Below are 16,142 nucleotides of genomic sequence, written 5' to 3'. Positions count from 1 at the left end.
CCCCTATTTTTGGTCAAATGTTGTGATCAGAGCCGATACTTCACTGATTTTTTGCTGAAGCAAAGCACGGTCAGCTCTGGTTTCAATATTCAGGCGCAGCAGGGGTTCAGTGTTGGAACTGCGTAAACTCAAACGCCAGTCTTTAAAAATCAAATCCAGACCATCCAGCAGGTTTATCGTCAGCAATTCTGCCTGATAATGCTGCTGAATATGCTGCATTACAGCACTCGCATCTTTAACTTTAAAATTGATTTCATCACTGCACGGAAATTGCTGTTGTAGTTGTTTGACCATGGACGAGAGCGGTACTGATTGTTGCGAGAGCAGCTGCGCAACCAGCAACCAGGGAATAGTGCCGTTGTCGCAGTAGGCGAAATCGCGGAAATAGTGGTGCGCACTGATCTCTCCGCCATAGAGTGCATTTTCAGCGCGCATTTTTTCTTTCATATAAACATGACCGGTTTGACTCAGTATTGCTGTGCCACCACTTTGAGCGACACTTTGCTGCGTCGCCCAATATAAACGTGGGTCATGCACTATTTTTTGTTGCGGATTAGCATTGAGTAATGCCTGAGCTAATAAACTGACAACATAATAACCGTCGATAAACTGACCCTGTTCGTCAAAGAAAAAACAGCGGTCAAAGTCACCATCCCATGCCACACCAAAATCGGCTTGATGCTCAAGCACAGCCTGGCTGGTCACAGCACGATTTTCCACTAATAAAGGATTTGGTACTCCGGTTGGAAAAGTGCCATCAGGTTCAAACTGCAACGGGATAATCTGTAATGGTAACAGCGGTGCCAAAGCATTGACTACCAGACCTGCACCACCGTGGCCTGCATTCATCACTACTTTTAATGGTTTTAGCCGGCTGACCTGAATGTAAGTCAACAGGTGCTGAAGATAAGCGGGCAATGTTTGCTGATACTGGTGAGTTCCGTGTGAACTGCCTGAGTTGGCAAAGTCAGCACTGGCCACCAAGTGTTTAATCTGCTGCAGTTCGTCTTGCGCATTGAGGGGCTCTGCATCTTTACCCACCAGTTTCATACCATTGTAATTGGCTGGATTATGGCTGGCAGTGATACAAATACCAGCATCTGCATTGAGATTAAAGACTGAAAAATACACTTGTTCAGTGCCGCAAAGGCCTATATCAATGACGTTGGCACCACCTTCAGTTAAACCTTTGGCCAAGGCTGCGCTTAACGCCGGGCTGGACAGCCGGATATCATGACCTATGACTACAGTTTTAGCTGATAACACCTGGCATAAGGCTCTGCCGATGCGCCAGGCTAATTCTTCATTAAGCTGTTCTGGCACAGTGCCACGAATATCATAAGTTTTAAAACAAGAGACAGGCCACATAAGCTATTTTCTTTTGAAGCAAATAATGGCCGAGTATACCGCTTTTAATAAGCACTGGCACCAGCCACTGATACCAAACTGATGCGGCTCTGAGACTGACCTTTTTTATAGAGTGAGTAAGCTCTTTGTACCCAAAAATATCAGCCATTGAGGCCGAAATTTAGGGGACCAACAGCAACTCACTTTATTATTTATTTCACTATGAAAAAGGAATAATCATGGCTCTTATCAATATTCTGGTCGCAGTTAACGCCGCTGAACTGGCTGAACGTTTGGGTGATGGTTCTATGCAACCTGGTTCTGTCAGCAGCCCAACTAATTTGGGCGCATGGGGCGGTTCTGATGTGTTTGTCTCAATGATTACTCAAAACAGCTATATCGCCAGTAATCAGGGTGGTTCTGAACTGGATGTTAAAGCCAACTCAGGAGATACAGTGCGCTGGACCGTCAGTACTTTTGATGGTGACACAGATTACACAGCGTTTTTGTACAACGGTAGTTTTAACCCATCCGCCAGCATTACGGCTTTGAGTTACTTTAATATGCATACCAGTGTGTATCTGCCGAGTGGTTCAGATCCGGTCAATGGCACTTTGCAGCTGTTCCACAACAATGCCTACGCCACACAGGGCACTGTGATTGAACCAGGTCAGAAAATTCAATACACCCTGAGTTTTAAACTGGTTAATAACAGCACCGGCGCTATTATTGGTTACTTTACTTGGGATCCGTTTATCAGTATCTCTAACTAAGTTTTTATCCTTTTGCACAGGCCTGAATTTCAGGCCTGTTTTTTATGTTCACTCTATTAACTATACTTTTTCTGTAGTTATTTTGGGTATGCACCTGGTTTCCGCAATGAAATGCCGGTATCAATTTAGTATCACGTTGGTCTCTGGTTAATCATTTGTAAATTTTGAACTGGACTAAAAATAGTACCGGGTTCATAATTTTGTCTCTTTTTTGAAAACAAAACCATCTAGACTCAAGACTGGTTTTGTTGTTGCCATTCTCTTTTCCAATTCATGGAGTGAACGCCTTATGCAAGAAGCTCTGGTATTAAAAGTTGAGTTACTTAAATCACTCCGGCAACAACGTTTTCTGAGTCAGGAAGATTTGTTTAATGCCTGCCAGCAACGTTCGTTACGAGTATCGCTGGCGACTATTAAAAGAGCGGAAACAGGTAAAAAAGTGAGTTACCGCACAGTACGGGAGTTATCCGCTTTTTATGCAGTGCCGGCTTTGTCTCTGGTGATGCAAGAATCAGCTGACTCCGGTCTGGTATGACCGGAGTCTCACAGCTATTTCTCTGGAAAACGTTGTTTTTCAGCCATACATTTTGCTTTGGTCAGCGCAAAAACCTGTCCTGATTTATTGTGTTTTAACTGACATTGCCCCTGCTCAATTTGCAGGATAAACAGGTTGGCTAAGTCCATATGACGGCCATCTAAAGGACGGCCTTTGTCATCTTTTAGCACTACGGATTCGACCCAGATCTGGCTTTCAAACAAATAGACATTGTCAGCCAGTTTCACCAAAGGTCCGCCTACGGCTTTTTGGATTTGTTGCTGTAGCTCCAGCTTCACTTCTGGTGACGTTTGTGTCAGCACAGCAGGTTCTGCGACCGCCTGAACCTGCTGACAAGCACTGACAATCAGCAATATGCTGCCTAAAGTGGCATATTTTAAAAACAACCTGTTACTCACTATTGTTGGTCCCTGATGGGTTGACGAATACTGTTGGTTAATGTCCTATCAGACGGATCTTTAACTGCTAAGCCGTCTGTTGTAATGGAGCCTGATACACCAGCAGCAATGCCGGACCTCGCCCCCAAAGCTTTATCCACTCCTGATCCTGGTAAAGTCAGGCAGCTGTTATTATCCACATAATACAAAGCAGCCTCTAACATATCTTCTGCCGGATCACCCAAGGCTTTAGTGAAATCATCCGAAACCGGACAGCCTTTTACATCTGCAGCAAAAACAGGGCTGTTGGTTGGATTAAAACCATCAGCGTAGTCGCCAAACCCTTTGAAGTTAATACCACTGAACTGAATGCTGAAGTAGGTGGTGCCACAGTTATCTTGCGGATAAAAACCATAAGGTTTACCACAGGTTTTGCCGCCTATCTGGATCACTTCTACATCTATTCCCCGCAAACCATTCATAAAAGCTTCGCTGGCGGAGCAGGTATTGTCTGTAGTTAACACATAGATCCGGCTTAAATTTAAACTGGGTAAAGTAGTGTTAGTTAAAGTCCCTGTTTCGTAGTTGATTTCACGGCTATAAAAAGGCGTTGGGCTTAAACTGTCACCGGTAATGGGGTTGGTATTGGGGTATTTATCATTAAATTGTAAGCGCTCAAAATACCGGCCTTGAATAATATCCGGGCCTGCCACCATATAACCTAGTTGTCCTGCTAAGGCTAATAAACCACCACCGTTGTAACGTAAATCCACCACCAGTTCTGAGATGGCTGCATCCCGGAACAATTCAACTGCATCAATCAGTTGCTGCTGAGCTGGCACTATATAACTATTAAACTGAACATAACCTACCGGACCCGAGTCTGTGTTAATCACTTTCGCATTCTGCACAGGGCTGGAAGCTACATCCGCCGATCTGAGCTGATAGCTGACGTCGGTATTTTCAACAGTACGGAATTTAAAACTATGTGTTTCTCCGGCATTGGCAGGGAACAGGCCCGCATTTAACGTATTGACTCCGGCGCTGCTGCCGTCATTCACAAAATCTATACCATCAACTTCAAGTAAAAAGTCACCTCTTTTGACTCCTGCTAAGGCCGCAGGTGAATTGGGTTCGGTATAAGCCACTGTGAAAGAGCGTGGTGCGCTGGTTGATACAACAGACCATTTTATGCCGTAACCAGAACTGACACCGGATTGAGATTGTTGTTGGTATTCAGCCGTATTTTCAGTGAAATGAAATTGATCTTTAGCAGCGCCTGAATCAGTGACCGCTGTTGTTTTTAGCAGATTAAAATAAGCGGAAATGCTGTAACTGGTCGGATCCAGATCGGCAACTTCGCTATACCAAAGATAAGTTCTGTTGTTCCATGACCTTAACCACATTTTCTCATGCATAGCCGTTCCGGCTTTATCCGGATATACGCCACCATTGTATGGATCTGCGCCTGAACGGGGCGCTACGCAAAAGTTTTTGAATTGAGATTCGTTGCTGAACTGGCCTGCTGTCCAGACTGGTGCTGTTGGAGTTCCGCCTCCTGTTCCGCCTGAGCCACCTGTGTTCCCTGTACTACTGCCTCCGCCACCACCACATGACACCAGGGTGACCAGAGTAACTAAAAGGGGCAGGGCTAATTTAATCGTCTGCTGCATCACATCTCTCCATTTGACTACGCTATAAGGCTGGCGCTAAACGCCTTATTCCTCAGAGGATCTTTTGCCAGTGTAAGCTAAGTTTGTCATTTTGGCTTGTTCAGGCATCGCTGTTTCCGGGCGTTTTTGTGTCGGTATATTTACATCAGACAACATGTACGCCAAAGCACCTCAGCGTTCTGAACCTTGATACTTACGTTTTGCCGCACAAACAAAAGCAAAATTTCCTGGCATGACTAAATCGGGATGGCGAATTTTATTAAACAAAGCCCAACCGCCTTTGTAACGGCCGGGTTCAATACGATGCATATACTGGCCACCTTTCTGGCCATCCAGCATCGCAATGACCCTGTTGCCTTCGACGACAAAACCGTCACCAAACTGATCAACAAAATGCCCTTTGGTCAGCAAGACTCTGTCATTACAGAGCTGAGCGGTAAACTGCAAGCGGCGTTGCTGGTCTCTGATTTTCAGGGTATTAACTTCATAGCTGTATTCCCACTGTTCAGGGCTTTGTTGCAGCTCGCCTTTCTCTACTTTGATAAGCGTTTGCCCTGTTGCATCGGACATCATAAAGGAAAAACATAACCAGCCAGATTCAGAGTGCAGCGTAAAAAATTCCTGCCCATTGACCCATATACAGTGCTGCTCACTATCGCCTGGGGCAAAATCGGCATACACAGTATTCATGCCAACAGACACTTGTACTCTGCGGTTCGGATCAAAGCTAAAACCAGGTTTATTGATACGTTGTTGGTTAAAAGGCTGACTGATACGTTCCACTAAGGTGTTGCGGCTGAGTAAAGCGCTGCGCAATTGTTTGGCATGCAAGGGGCAAATCAGCACAGCAGATAGGCTATCGGGCTGATCATCAGGCTGAGTTGCGGGTTGAACATAGTAGCGAAATACCGGACTGCCGCAGAACACACAGCCATAAAAACACTGCTGGCGTGTTTGCAATTTTTGTTGTTCTGTTAAATCTGCTGCCAAAGTTAATTCTGGTCTATGTTCCTCAACTGGCTGCATATCGATAAAACCTGCATAAATAGTAATGTAAAACTCAAGTCTCTAAATTAACTGAGGATCACGGGCTTTCACAATGCCTGAAAGGGGGAAAAACACAATAAAGAGCGAAAAAATGAAAAAAAGCTGAGCTATGTCAAACGCACTGGTTTTTAGCTTGCAGTGCTTTTGATCTGATCAAAATAAGCCGGATGTTGGCGCCATAACTGCTTAGCAGGTTGTTGCTGGTATTTCTGCAGTAAAGGGCCGAATACCGGGCTATTCAGAAGTGCATCCAACGAGCTTATTAATTGCTGCAGGTTTTCATCTTGTAGGCGATTCTGCCGCTGGTAACGCTGTATCAGCTCGGGCAGGCTGGTGTTTTGTTGTTGCAGCCTCTGGTTGGCCTCAATAAAAAACAATGTGCTGCCCCAATAGGCTGCTTTATAACGTCTTTGTTGTAGCCAGAGTTTTAACTGTGCCACCAACGCTAGCTCTGAAGCCTGCAGTAAAGGTGCGACCTGCTGTAATTTTTGCTGATACCATGACACCGGACTTCCCGTTAATTGTTGCTGTTGTTGCAACACCTGATATTGCATATAACTGGCAAAACCTTCGGCAAACCATAAGTCTTCTCTGTCCAATAAGGGCAACGCCAGATGACTAAATTCGTGGGCGGCGGTCCAGTCGTGCTGAAATTCAGTCAAATCAAAACTGCTGTCGACCTGAAAAAATACCTGCTGCTTGTCCATACGTTGGGTGTAAGCCCAGGGCACAGGTTCTGATGCTGTGCGTTGCGATAAATAGACTTGAGTTAGCAATGGATAAGGGCCCAGCACCTGATTAGCAGCATTAAAGCTTTGCTCCAACCAGAGCTTGAGCTTTTGTTGCTCTGCTTTAGGGAATTCTTCAATGCCATGAAGCTGTATAGCGCCATTGGCCGATGCAAAGCCAGAGATCAGTAACAAAAAGGCCAGTAAACGCATACCACTCCACAAAGGTCAGAACGAGGTGCCAAATACCTGATTATAGAGTTGGGTTAGTTGAACTCTGTCCGCAGTATCAACCCAACCTAAATGCGCATCCAGATAACTTCTTTGTTGCGAGACCTGCTTCAGGCGCTGCTGAAAAAATTGTGTAAGCTGCTGGCCTTCCTGTGTTTTAGCGCAAAGGATGTAGCCCAGCATATAAGGTTCAGCCTCTTCTATGCTAAAACTTGTCAGCTCAGTGCTCTGACTGTATTGCGCCAGATAGTGTTGCATGACGTTAGGGTATTCGATCAGTAAGTCGACTCTGTCTTGTACCAGCATATCAATCAGGCCTGCAGACATATCGATAGAGCGGCGTTGCCAAAACTTATGTTGCCATTGGGGTTGTTTAAACAAGGTATCCAGTTGGTCACCATAAGAGCGGCCACCACCCACAGCAAAATGCAGTTCATTGTCACCTTTAAGCAACTTTTGTAGACTGATTTTTTGCTGACCATTCAGTTGTTGTTGCAAATACTGCGTTGTTTTAGAAGATGTTTTACTGTACAGCCTTAATCCCGGAAATACAGTGTGAGGAATAGCTGTAGCGTAGCTGAAGGTTAAACGTTCAGTGTTTTTTATTCTATTGCCAGCGCAGGCTGATGCTTCTGTTTTTAGCATCGCCATAGCCCTATCTGTTGTAGTCTGGACTGGGTCTGCCTGAAAAGCAGTAACTCCTTGCATCAATAGCTTTAACGTTAAGCCATTCACATCCAGAGCCTGACGGTATTGTTTGGGGTTTTGATGGATGCTGCTGTCCGTTAGCCAAATAAATTTTTGCACTGCCGCACAAGGAAAAGCCAGCATTAATCCAAACAAAAGAATAAACAGCGATTTTTGCATCTACATCATATCCTGCACTACATCTGAAATTCAGCATAGAACAGGATCTGTTGGAATCACAATGCTATTTTATGAAGCTATTTTTTATGAAACCAGTTCTGTTACAGGTTTTTTCCCTGCAGTCAGGCTGCTGCCCAGGGATGCTGCTATCACTGAAAAAATAGCCAGCCACTGTAAAAGACTTAATTGTTCGGCCAGAATAATTAAGCCAGCCAAAGCAGCGATAGCGGGTTCTAAGCTCATTAATATGCTGAAACTCTGAGCCGGCAAACGTTTTAACGCCACCATCTCCAGGCTGTACGGAATAGCACTGGATAACAACGCGACTGCAAAAGCAAAAGGCAATACGCTCCAGCTAAAAAGCGTGGTACCGGCGGAAACTAAACCTATAGGAAACAAAAACAAAGCAGCCACCGCCATACCTAAAGCCACAGCTGTTCCGCCATGCAAGGCGCCGCCGGTCTTTTGGCCAAAGATAATATAACCAGCCCAACAAGCGCCAGCCCCTAAAGCTAAAGCCACACCCAAGGGATCTAAAGCGCTGGCTTCGGTTTGCCATGGCAACAACAGGGCTATACCCGCCATAGCCAAAGCGACCCAAAGTAAATCCAGTTTACGTTTGGACGATAACAGCGCCACAGCTAAAGGCCCCGTGAATTCCAGCGCCACTGCTATACCCAAAGGGATTCGTTCAATCGCCAGATAAAACATTAGGTTCATGCCACCCAGACTGACGCCATAAAGCCAAAGCGCTTTTTGATCTTGTTTAGCTGGCCAGTTTTTCCATGGCTGAAAGACTAAAGACAAGATCAAAGCCGCAAAACCAACCCGCAATGCAGTAGTGCCTTCTGGCCCAATCACAGGAAACAAGGTTTTAGCTAAAGATGCACCGGATTGGATCACCACCATAGCAACCAATACACTGGCAATGGCCCACCAAAACGAAGCATTACGGCTTTGTGGCATAAGATTCTCGTAATTAAGGTAAAAAGAAAGCCATTTTACCACTCAAGCTCAGTCTGGAGCGACAGTAAATATCAGATCTTTCAAAGCCTTTGACTGGTGAGCTGATTCAGTTTGCGCTAGTCTGCTGCATTGATTTTTTGACGTTCAGGATTGTTATGAAGTTATTTCGTATTCCGCTCTGGCTTTGGCTGTTATTTGTGGTTGCAGGCCTTGGTTATGCTTTCCATCCTTATCTGTTAGAGCAACTAAACCACATGGAGCAAAAACGCCTGTTGGCTCAGCCTCAACCTGTGGTGGCTCAGATGCCGCAGCGGCTGGACTTTGTACAACAAATGGCTGATTTAAGTTATTTAGCATCCAACGAGTTGTCGGGTCGTGGCACAGGGCAAGCTGGCGGAGCAAAAACTCAGCAATGGCTGGAGGCAGAGTTCACTCAAATAGGTTTGGTTGCTGCTGGCACAGAAGGCTATTTGCAGTCGTATCAACCGACTACAGGCAAAGCCCAACTGATGAAGGGCGCTGCTAATGTGCTGGGCCGGATTGAAGGCTCTGATCCCAGCTTACCCTTGCTGGTGCTGACAGCCCATTACGATCATTTGGGTTTACATCAAGGCAAAATTTATTTTGGTGCTGACGATAATGCCTCAGGTGTCGCGGCTTTACTGGCAATGGCGCGTTATTTTAAACAACATCCACCTCGCCATACTCTGCTGTTTGCCGCTTTGGACAACGAAGAAACCGGCATGTGGGGCGCCCGTATGTTGTTTGAGCAAGAGCTGCTAAAACCAGAGCAAATCAAGCTGAACATCAATATGGATATGCTGAGTCACGACACCAATAAGCAGTTAATTGCTGTGGGTTCTTATCATTACCCACAGCTGGAAAAGCCATTGCAGCAACTGCAGCAACAAAGTTCAGTGCGCTTATTATTAGGTTATGACAGACCCGCATGGCGGGTTGGTACGCATCAGGACTGGACCTTCAGTTCAGATCACAGAGAGTTCCACAAAAGAGCTGTGCCTTTTGTCTATTTTGGTGTGCCGGATCACGCCGATTACCACCAGCCAACGGATACAGTGGAAAACATCGATCAGGAGTTTTACCGCGAAGTCAGCGAAACAGTGTTGGATGCAGTGCTGTTATTTGATGCTGGCTGAGTAATATAAGTGCCTGTGGTATGCTGAGTTTATTCCGGCATACCGCGGCGTCTCTAAGTTTTTATGCGTATTCTTCATAGCTCCGACTGGCATTTAGGCCAGCATTTTATTGGCAAAAGCAGAGCAGACGAGCACAGGGCTTTGTTTGGCTGGCTGAAGCAACAAATTGAATTGCATCAGGTCGATGTCTTGATAGTGGCCGGAGATATTTTTGATACCGCCACTCCTGCCAGTTATGCCCGCGAGCTGTATCATCAATTGATTGTTGATTTGCAATCGACAGGCTGTCAGTTGGTGATGCTGGGTGGCAATCACGATTCGGTGGCTGTGCTGCAGGAAGGCAAAGAGTTACTGGCCTGTTTACATACCCAAGTGGTACCAGGCTGGTTGGGCGCTGCAGAATCTCATCTTATCGTGCTGAAGAATAAGCAAGGTGAGCCCGGCGCCATTTTGGCTGCCCTACCTTTTTTACGTTCCCGCGATGTATTACAAAGCCAGAGTGGCCAGCAGGCCAGTGATAAACAACAGCAGTTACAACAAGCCATAGCAGACTGTTATCAGCAGTGTTTTGCCAAAGCTCAAGCGCTCAAAGCACAACTTGGACAGGAACTGCCTTTGTTAGCTACAGGGCATTTAACCACAGTAGGTGCCAGTAGCAGTGAGTCGGTGCGGGAGATTTATATTGGTTCGTTGGAGGCTTTTCCTGCCAGCGCTTTTCCAGAATTTGATTACATAGCCCTGGGCCATATTCATCAACCGCAATTGGTGGCTGGCAAAAAACATATTCGTTACAGCGGCTCACCTATCCCATTAAGTTTTGATGAAGCAAAACAGCAAAAATCCATGGTGTTGCTGGATTTCACCACTGCTGAAGGTGCGATTGAGTTGTTGCCTATCCCTTGTTTTCAGCCGCTGCTCAGCCTGAAATGCACCTTACCTGAACTTCATTCCTTATTGCAGCAACCTCTGGCAGAGCTTAAACCAGAACAAAAACTCTGGCTGGAGCTGGTGTTGACCGGCAGTGATGGCTATCTGAGTGATTTACAAAGCCAGGTGCAACAGCAATTGGATGGCCTCCCTGTGGATCTGTTGAAACTACGTCGTGCCAGACAAGTTGCAGTGGGTTCCTTAACAGCGGAACAACAAGAGTCTTTGCATGAAATGACACCGGATCTGGTACTGGAGCGCAGACTGGCGGCAGAAGAGTTAACAGACAGCGAAAAAGCAGAGTTTCAGCTGATGCTGCAACAGGTAGTGGCACAGTTAGAGCAAACGGATCAGCAGCCAGAGCGGCAGGTGTTGCCATGAAGATTTTATCGGTACGGCTGCAAAACTTAAATTCACTGAAAGGCGAGTGGAAAATTGATTTCACTCAGCCACCTTTTGATCAAAGTAATCTGTTTGCTATAACAGGCCCGACTGGCGCAGGTAAAAGCACTATTCTCGATGCTATTTGTCTGGCTTTGTATCACCAGACGCCGCGCTTAAAACTCTTGTCGCAAAGCAGCAACGAGCTGATGACCCGTCATACCAGCGAATGTCTGGCTGAAGTAGAGTTTCAGGTGCGCGACCAACGTTACCGCGCCTTCTGGAGTCAGCGTCGTTCCCGTGGTGCAGCGGATGGCAACTTGCAGGCCGCCAAAGTAGAACTGGCCAAAGCCGATGGCGAAATACTGACAGATAAAAGCAATGAAAAGCTGAAACTGACCGAACAAATTACCGGCCTGGATTTTGGCCGCTTTACCAAGTCGATGCTGTTGGCTCAGGGTGGTTTTGCCGCCTTTTTAAATGCTCCGGCCAATGAACGGGCTGAACTATTGGAAGAGCTGACCGGCACTGAGATTTACGGTCAGATTTCGATGCAGGTATTTGAACAAAACCGCCAGCATAAAACGGCATTGGAATTATTGCAGGCCAAAGCCTCAGGTGTGGTGTTGCTGGACTTAGAGCAACGACAGTTGTTGCAACAGCAACTAGCGGAGTTAGAACAACAACAGCAGCAACTGAAAATAAAACAGCAGCAACAAGCGCCTTTATTAGCCTGGCGTCAGCAGCAACAGCAGGCAGCGGTGCAACTGCAACAAGCAAAGCTGAAGCAGCAGCAATTTGAGCAAGAACAGGCCATGCAACAAAGTGCGTTGGTCAAATTGCAAAGTTATCAAAAAGCCGCAGTGGTGTTACCTTTGTACAAAGAGCTGCAGCAGCAACGCTCGGCTGTGACAGAAACACAAGAACAGCAACAACTGCAGTCCCGCCAGTTGCATGATTTAAAAAATCAGCAGCAGCTGCAATTGCAGCAAGGTCAAGGCTTAGCTCTGCAAATACAACAGCAGGTGCAGCAACAAGTTCAGCAGCTGCAACAACAGGGTCAGACCTTAACAGCCCAACTGGCACAACAACCTCATGGTGCAAACCTCGCGGCAGCAGTCGCAGGTTGGAAACCTTTATTGCAGCAACGTCAGCAGGGCTTAGAGCAGCAAAAAAATCTGCAGGCGCAAGTTGCGAATAATCAGACTCCAGCTTTACAGCAGCAGTTGCAGCAGGTAAGCGCTGAATTACAGCGACTGGATCTTCAATTGCAACAGACCACTCCAGCTTTCTCCATTGAACTGCCACAATTGCAACAGCAAGTACTGCATTACAAAACTCAGTTGCAGACGTACCCGTTATTACTGAGGGTTGCCGCGGGTTTACAACAAAAACAGCAGCAACAGCAAAAAGAACAGCTGGAACTGCAACAAAAACAAAATGACAGCCAGCAGCTGCAGTATCAGGTGGCTGGTCTGCGTGAGCAGTTTAGGTTGTATAGCGACAGAGTGTCGGATAAACAAAAGCTGGTGTTGCAGGAGCGGCTGATTGCAGAGCTCAGCAGCCACAGAGCTAAACTGCAACCAGGCGACGAATGTCCGCTTTGTGGCAGCACCACACATCCTGCTATCACTAGTTATCAGGCATTGGATTTAAGCCAGACTGAAACAGAATTAGCGGCTTTAACGGCAGAACTGAAGAAGGTTGAAGAGCAGGGCAAAGCCTTGCGTGAGAAACAACTACAACTGGAAGAGCAGCAAAAGGCGCAGCACTATCAGTTAGAGCAGTTGGCTGCAGACATAAAGCAGCAAAACGAACAATGGACTGAGTTACTGCAAAATCTGCCAACAGCGGAGCAGCAACAACTGCAACAGGCCAGCTTAAAAAAAGCTTTATTGCAGCAATTTCAGCAGCAGACTCAATTGGAGCTGGAGCAACAACTACACCTGGAGCAGCAACTGCTACAGCGCCAGCTCTGGCAACAACAGCAGCATGAACTGGCCCATCAGCAGCAACTGCTGCAACAGCAACTGTCTGTGCAACAACAGCAACAGCAGCAGCTAGGCGACGCTCTGCAACAAAATCAGTTGCACTTGCAGCAATTGGAACAGCAGTGGCAACAAGAGCTTCAGCCTTTTGGTTTTGTTTTACCCACAGCGGCAGAGCAGCAGCAGGCTTGGCAGCTTTGGGCGCAGCAGGCACAGCAATGGCAGCAGTGGCAACAGGAGTTGCAACGACAGAGCCAGCAGTTGGATAAAGCGCTGATGCAGCAGCACCAGGCCGATGTGCAGTACCAAAGCTGGTTAGATAAGCTACAACAGGCAGGTTTAGCGCACCTATCGGCCAGTCAGAGTGCGGCGCCAGAGCAAGAACTAGAGCATGTGTTGCAACAGCTCACGGTCTTAAGCAATGAACTGCAGCAAAAAACCGGACAGCAGCAACAAAGCGATGCGCAGTTACAGCAGTTGCAATTGAAATTAACCGCAGTGCAGCAAGAGTGGCAAAAACAGCTGGAACAGCAGCAGTTTGGTAGCGAAACCAGCTTTTTAGCTATGTTACTGACCGAACAACAAGTGCAGCAATTGACAGAGTTAAAAGACAAGCTTGCGAGCGAAAAAATTCGTTGTCAAAGCCAGTTGGAGCAAGCCCAACAGCAGATTGAGGCCTTGGAAAAACAGCAACTGACAGAGCAAAGTCTGGAGCAATTACAGTTGCAAAGCACGGAGCTTGAGCAGCAGTTATTTGGTGCGCTGGAGCAGGCCGGTCAATGCCGGCAGCAATTGCAAAGCGATCAGCAACATCAACAGCAACAGCAAGAGTTATACAGTCAGATTGAGCAACAGCAACAGCTAGTGCAGCAATGGCATAAATTCAACAGCTTAATAGGCTCAGCCGATGGTGCTAAATTCCGTCGTTTTGCGCAGGGCTTAACTTTATTACAGCTGGTGGGACTGGCCAATCAGCAGTTGGATAAACTGCACAGCCGTTATGAGTTGGCACGTAAAGCCGATGCTGAACTGGAACTACAGGTACTGGACAGCTGGCAGGCTGATACCACAAGGGATACAAAAACTTTGTCAGGCGGGGAGAGTTTTTTAGTCAGTCTGGCTTTGGCTTTAGCCCTGTCGGATTTAGTCAGCCACAAAACCCGCATTGAATCCTTATTTCTGGATGAAGGCTTTGGCACCTTAGACCCGGACACTTTGGAAACAGCATTGGCTGCCTTGGATCAACTGAATGCCAGCGGCAAGATGATCGGCATTATCAGCCATGTGGAAGCGTTAAAAGAACGTATTCCAGTGCAAATTAAACTGCAAAAGCAGCAGGGGTTGGGTTATAGCAGTTTAAGTTACTAGCTATACCCTTCGGACCTGAAGCCAAAGTAAAGAGCAGAGTAACCCCTGCCCCGACTTGACATGAAAAAAGATTATTAAAACGAATAGACAAAAGTTAAGGACGTTTGTGTATCGGTTTTCTTTTTACCTACCGGTACTTTCGAGTCGTTCTGCACTAAGAATGCAGCTTTCATTTGCATCCGGCCATTAATCTTGGCGGTTAAAGACGATTCGGCGATAGAACGTTTATTGTCTTCACCGTATTCCAGACTGACGGTTTGTTTAAAGCGGGCTGACTCACTGATCTGCCAGCGATAAGTCGCAGCACTACGTATGATCATGCCATTTTCGGTTTCTTCTAAATCCGTTTTGCCTCTGTAATAACCCGGACCTATTTCACCTTCCAGCGACATGGTATCGGTTTTAAACAGCTCATCGCCGTAACCTACAGCGATAGTGGTGTATTCGGTGTAAGCACCAAAACGGTCATCGACATGAGAGCCAAAGACAAACAACCGGGCTGTGTCTTTATTCAATTTATAACCGCCTTTGGCCGAGGCGGCATATTTTTCGGCTGAGGTTTCTACTATGGTTTGGCCATCGTCTGCTTCGGTTTCGTCGCGCTTAAAAAAAGCACTGAATGTGTAGTCGTTTGACCACTGTTCCAGCTCTTGTTTTGAGTCTATTTTACCGGTAATAGACGTACCTTTAGTGTTGCCTGAGGTGGTAATAGCGCCTAATTCAGCGGATGTGCTCCAGCCCGGTTTGGTCTCATTAGACGTACTTTCTTCGGCCTGTACTGTCAAAAGGCCGCTTAAAACCAACAGACTGCCCAGAGCTGACAGGGAGCAGAGAGTTTTTTTCATACCTTACTTTTCCTTTTTGAAGTGCAGGTCCATTTGTGGAAAGGGGATCACAATCTGGTTCTCATCAAAGGTCAGTTTGATTTTTTCCAGAGTGTCCCAGTACACAGGCCAGTAGTCGGCCGCATTTACCCATGGACGTATTAAAATATTGACTGAACTGTCGGCTAAAGCGCCAACAGCTATGACAGGGGTGGGTTCTGCCAGGATACGACTGTCAGCTTTGAGTATTTGTTCCAACAATTGTTTGGCTTTTTTCAGATCAGATTCGTAACTGATCCCTACTGTTAAATCCACTCTGCGGGTTTTTTCGGCAGAATAATTAATGATGGCAGAGCCGGTAATTTGCGAGTTCGGCACAATAATGCGTTTGTTATCAGGGCTTTTCATCACCGTCTGGAAGATTTCAATTTTTTCTACAACACCAGAAACCCCTGCTGCGTCTACAAAGTCACCTGCACGGAAAGGACGGAATAAAATAATCAGCACGCCGGATGCAAAATTGGATAAAGAACCTTGCAAGGCTAAGGCTATAGCTAAACCTGCTGCACCTAAAATAGCGATAAAAGACGCGGTCTGAATACCCACTTGTGACAAGGCAATCAGAATAGTCGCCACCATAATAGCGGCCTGAATGATGCCACTTAAAAAAGACACCACGGCCCTGTCGACCTTACGGTGGATTAAGGCTTTTTCCAGCATACGGGTCAGGCTTTTCGATAACCAGCGACCCAGGTATAAAATAACTAAAGCGACCAGTACTTTGACGCTATAACTTAAAATCAATTGCTGATTTTTTTCCAAAAAATCCAGGAATTGTTGCATATCTATCTCCATTTTCGAGCCACTGGTCTGATGAATGTCAGCTAATCTGACGGCCATACCCTAGCATAACCAGTGCCCTGACCCAAGCC

At 46.5% G+C, this 16,142-nt stretch carries 14 protein-coding genes; 5 read left to right on the top strand and 9 right to left on the bottom strand.

The window, feature by feature from the left end; translation table 11 throughout:
* Positions 1-3: 3 nt before the first annotated feature.
* Entirely contained in the window at positions 4-1,368 is a 1,365-nt protein-coding gene (locus OM978_RS20240) for a phosphomannomutase (RefSeq protein ID WP_264344229.1), read from the bottom strand.
* Between the two features lie 218 nt (positions 1,369-1,586).
* Here OM978_RS20240 and OM978_RS20235 point away from each other — a divergent pair, with 218 nt between their 5' ends.
* On the top strand, positions 1,587-2,120 hold the full coding sequence (locus tag OM978_RS20235) for an inclusion body family protein (RefSeq protein WP_264344228.1): 534 nt from the start codon (positions 1,587-1,589) through the stop codon (positions 2,118-2,120).
* Positions 2,121-2,409: 289 nt separating this feature from the next.
* Positions 2,410-2,655, top strand: a complete 246-nt coding sequence (locus tag OM978_RS20230; RefSeq protein WP_233009062.1) for a helix-turn-helix domain-containing protein — start codon at positions 2,410-2,412, stop codon at positions 2,653-2,655.
* 14 nt (positions 2,656-2,669) lie between these two features.
* Here the strand turns inward: OM978_RS20230 and OM978_RS20225 are convergent, their stop codons facing one another.
* The 6 genes from OM978_RS20225 to rhtA all read right to left on the bottom strand — a co-directional run bounded on the left by OM978_RS20225 (position 2,670) and on the right by rhtA (position 8,565).
* On the bottom strand, positions 2,670-3,074 hold the full coding sequence (locus OM978_RS20225; protein ID WP_264344227.1) for a hypothetical protein: 405 nt from the start codon (positions 3,072-3,074) through the stop codon (positions 2,670-2,672).
* Complete coding sequence (locus OM978_RS20220) at positions 3,074-4,726, bottom strand: S41 family peptidase (protein WP_264344226.1); 1,653 nt, start codon at positions 4,724-4,726, stop codon at positions 3,074-3,076. Before OM978_RS20220 ends, OM978_RS20225 begins: the two co-directional genes overlap by 1 nt.
* A 171-nt stretch (positions 4,727-4,897) precedes the next feature.
* Positions 4,898-5,752: a hypothetical protein gene (locus OM978_RS20215; RefSeq protein ID WP_264344225.1), complete on the bottom strand. Its 855-nt coding sequence runs from the start codon at positions 5,750-5,752 to the stop codon at positions 4,898-4,900.
* A gap of 149 nt (positions 5,753-5,901) precedes the next feature.
* Entirely contained in the window at positions 5,902-6,714 is an 813-nt protein-coding gene (locus OM978_RS20210) for a hypothetical protein (protein ID WP_264344224.1), read from the bottom strand.
* 15 nt (positions 6,715-6,729) lie between these two features.
* Entirely contained in the window at positions 6,730-7,599 is an 870-nt protein-coding gene (locus OM978_RS20205) for a hypothetical protein (protein WP_264344223.1), read from the bottom strand.
* A gap of 84 nt (positions 7,600-7,683) precedes the next feature.
* Positions 7,684-8,565 (bottom strand): threonine/homoserine exporter RhtA, encoded by an 882-nt coding sequence (gene rhtA, locus OM978_RS20200; RefSeq protein WP_233009068.1) that lies wholly within the window; start codon positions 8,563-8,565, stop codon positions 7,684-7,686.
* 155 nt (positions 8,566-8,720) lie between these two features.
* On the opposite strand from rhtA, the gene OM978_RS20195 reads away from it, so the two are divergent.
* The 3 genes from OM978_RS20195 to OM978_RS20185 all read left to right on the top strand — a co-directional run bounded on the left by OM978_RS20195 (position 8,721) and on the right by OM978_RS20185 (position 14,386).
* Positions 8,721-9,722: a M20/M25/M40 family metallo-hydrolase gene (locus OM978_RS20195; RefSeq protein ID WP_264344222.1), complete on the top strand. Its 1,002-nt coding sequence runs from the start codon at positions 8,721-8,723 to the stop codon at positions 9,720-9,722.
* A gap of 63 nt (positions 9,723-9,785) precedes the next feature.
* Positions 9,786-11,030, top strand: coding sequence for an exonuclease subunit SbcD (gene sbcD / locus OM978_RS20190; protein WP_264344221.1), 1,245 nt, complete (start codon positions 9,786-9,788; stop codon positions 11,028-11,030).
* A complete protein-coding gene (locus tag OM978_RS20185; RefSeq protein WP_264344220.1) occupies positions 11,027-14,386 on the top strand; it encodes an AAA family ATPase in 3,360 nt (1,119 codons plus the stop codon). Before sbcD ends, OM978_RS20185 begins: the two co-directional genes overlap by 4 nt.
* A gap of 74 nt (positions 14,387-14,460) precedes the next feature.
* On the opposite strand, the gene OM978_RS20180 is transcribed toward OM978_RS20185, so the two are convergent.
* Positions 14,461-15,231 carry a YdiY family protein gene (locus OM978_RS20180; protein ID WP_264344219.1) on the bottom strand — a complete coding sequence of 257 codons (771 nt, stop codon included), beginning with the start codon at positions 15,229-15,231 and terminating at the stop codon, positions 14,461-14,463.
* A gap of 3 nt (positions 15,232-15,234) precedes the next feature.
* Positions 15,235-16,053, bottom strand: coding sequence for a mechanosensitive ion channel domain-containing protein (locus OM978_RS20175; RefSeq protein ID WP_264344218.1), 819 nt, complete (start codon positions 16,051-16,053; stop codon positions 15,235-15,237).
* Between the last annotated feature and the right edge of the window lie 89 nt (positions 16,054-16,142).

This window comes from Rheinheimera sp. MM224, from assembly GCF_947090785.1.
Taxonomy (GTDB): domain Bacteria; phylum Pseudomonadota; class Gammaproteobacteria; order Enterobacterales; family Alteromonadaceae; genus Pararheinheimera.
Note: the sequence above shows the minus strand (reverse complement) of the source record. Positions and strands in the feature narration are given on the sequence as shown.

Coding starts and splice junctions, on each gene's coding strand:
- OM978_RS20215 (WP_264344225.1), bottom strand. CDS start 5,752: ATGCAGCCAGTTGAGGAACATAGACCAGAATTAACTTTGGCAGCAGAT.
- OM978_RS20185 (WP_264344220.1), top strand. CDS start 11,027: ATGAAGATTTTATCGGTACGGCTGCAAAACTTAAATTCACTGAAAGGC.
- OM978_RS20230 (WP_233009062.1), top strand. CDS start 2,410: ATGCAAGAAGCTCTGGTATTAAAAGTTGAGTTACTTAAATCACTCCGG.
- rhtA (WP_233009068.1), bottom strand. CDS start 8,565: ATGCCACAAAGCCGTAATGCTTCGTTTTGGTGGGCCATTGCCAGTGTA.
- OM978_RS20180 (WP_264344219.1), bottom strand. CDS start 15,231: ATGAAAAAAACTCTCTGCTCCCTGTCAGCTCTGGGCAGTCTGTTGGTT.
- OM978_RS20210 (WP_264344224.1), bottom strand. CDS start 6,714: ATGCGTTTACTGGCCTTTTTGTTACTGATCTCTGGCTTTGCATCGGCC.
- OM978_RS20195 (WP_264344222.1), top strand. CDS start 8,721: ATGAAGTTATTTCGTATTCCGCTCTGGCTTTGGCTGTTATTTGTGGTT.
- OM978_RS20175 (WP_264344218.1), bottom strand. CDS start 16,053: ATGCAACAATTCCTGGATTTTTTGGAAAAAAATCAGCAATTGATTTTA.
- OM978_RS20220 (WP_264344226.1), bottom strand. CDS start 4,726: ATGCAGCAGACGATTAAATTAGCCCTGCCCCTTTTAGTTACTCTGGTC.
- OM978_RS20235 (WP_264344228.1), top strand. CDS start 1,587: ATGGCTCTTATCAATATTCTGGTCGCAGTTAACGCCGCTGAACTGGCT.
- OM978_RS20240 (WP_264344229.1), bottom strand. CDS start 1,368: ATGTGGCCTGTCTCTTGTTTTAAAACTTATGATATTCGTGGCACTGTG.
- sbcD (WP_264344221.1), top strand. CDS start 9,786: ATGCGTATTCTTCATAGCTCCGACTGGCATTTAGGCCAGCATTTTATT.
- OM978_RS20205 (WP_264344223.1), bottom strand. CDS start 7,599: ATGCAAAAATCGCTGTTTATTCTTTTGTTTGGATTAATGCTGGCTTTT.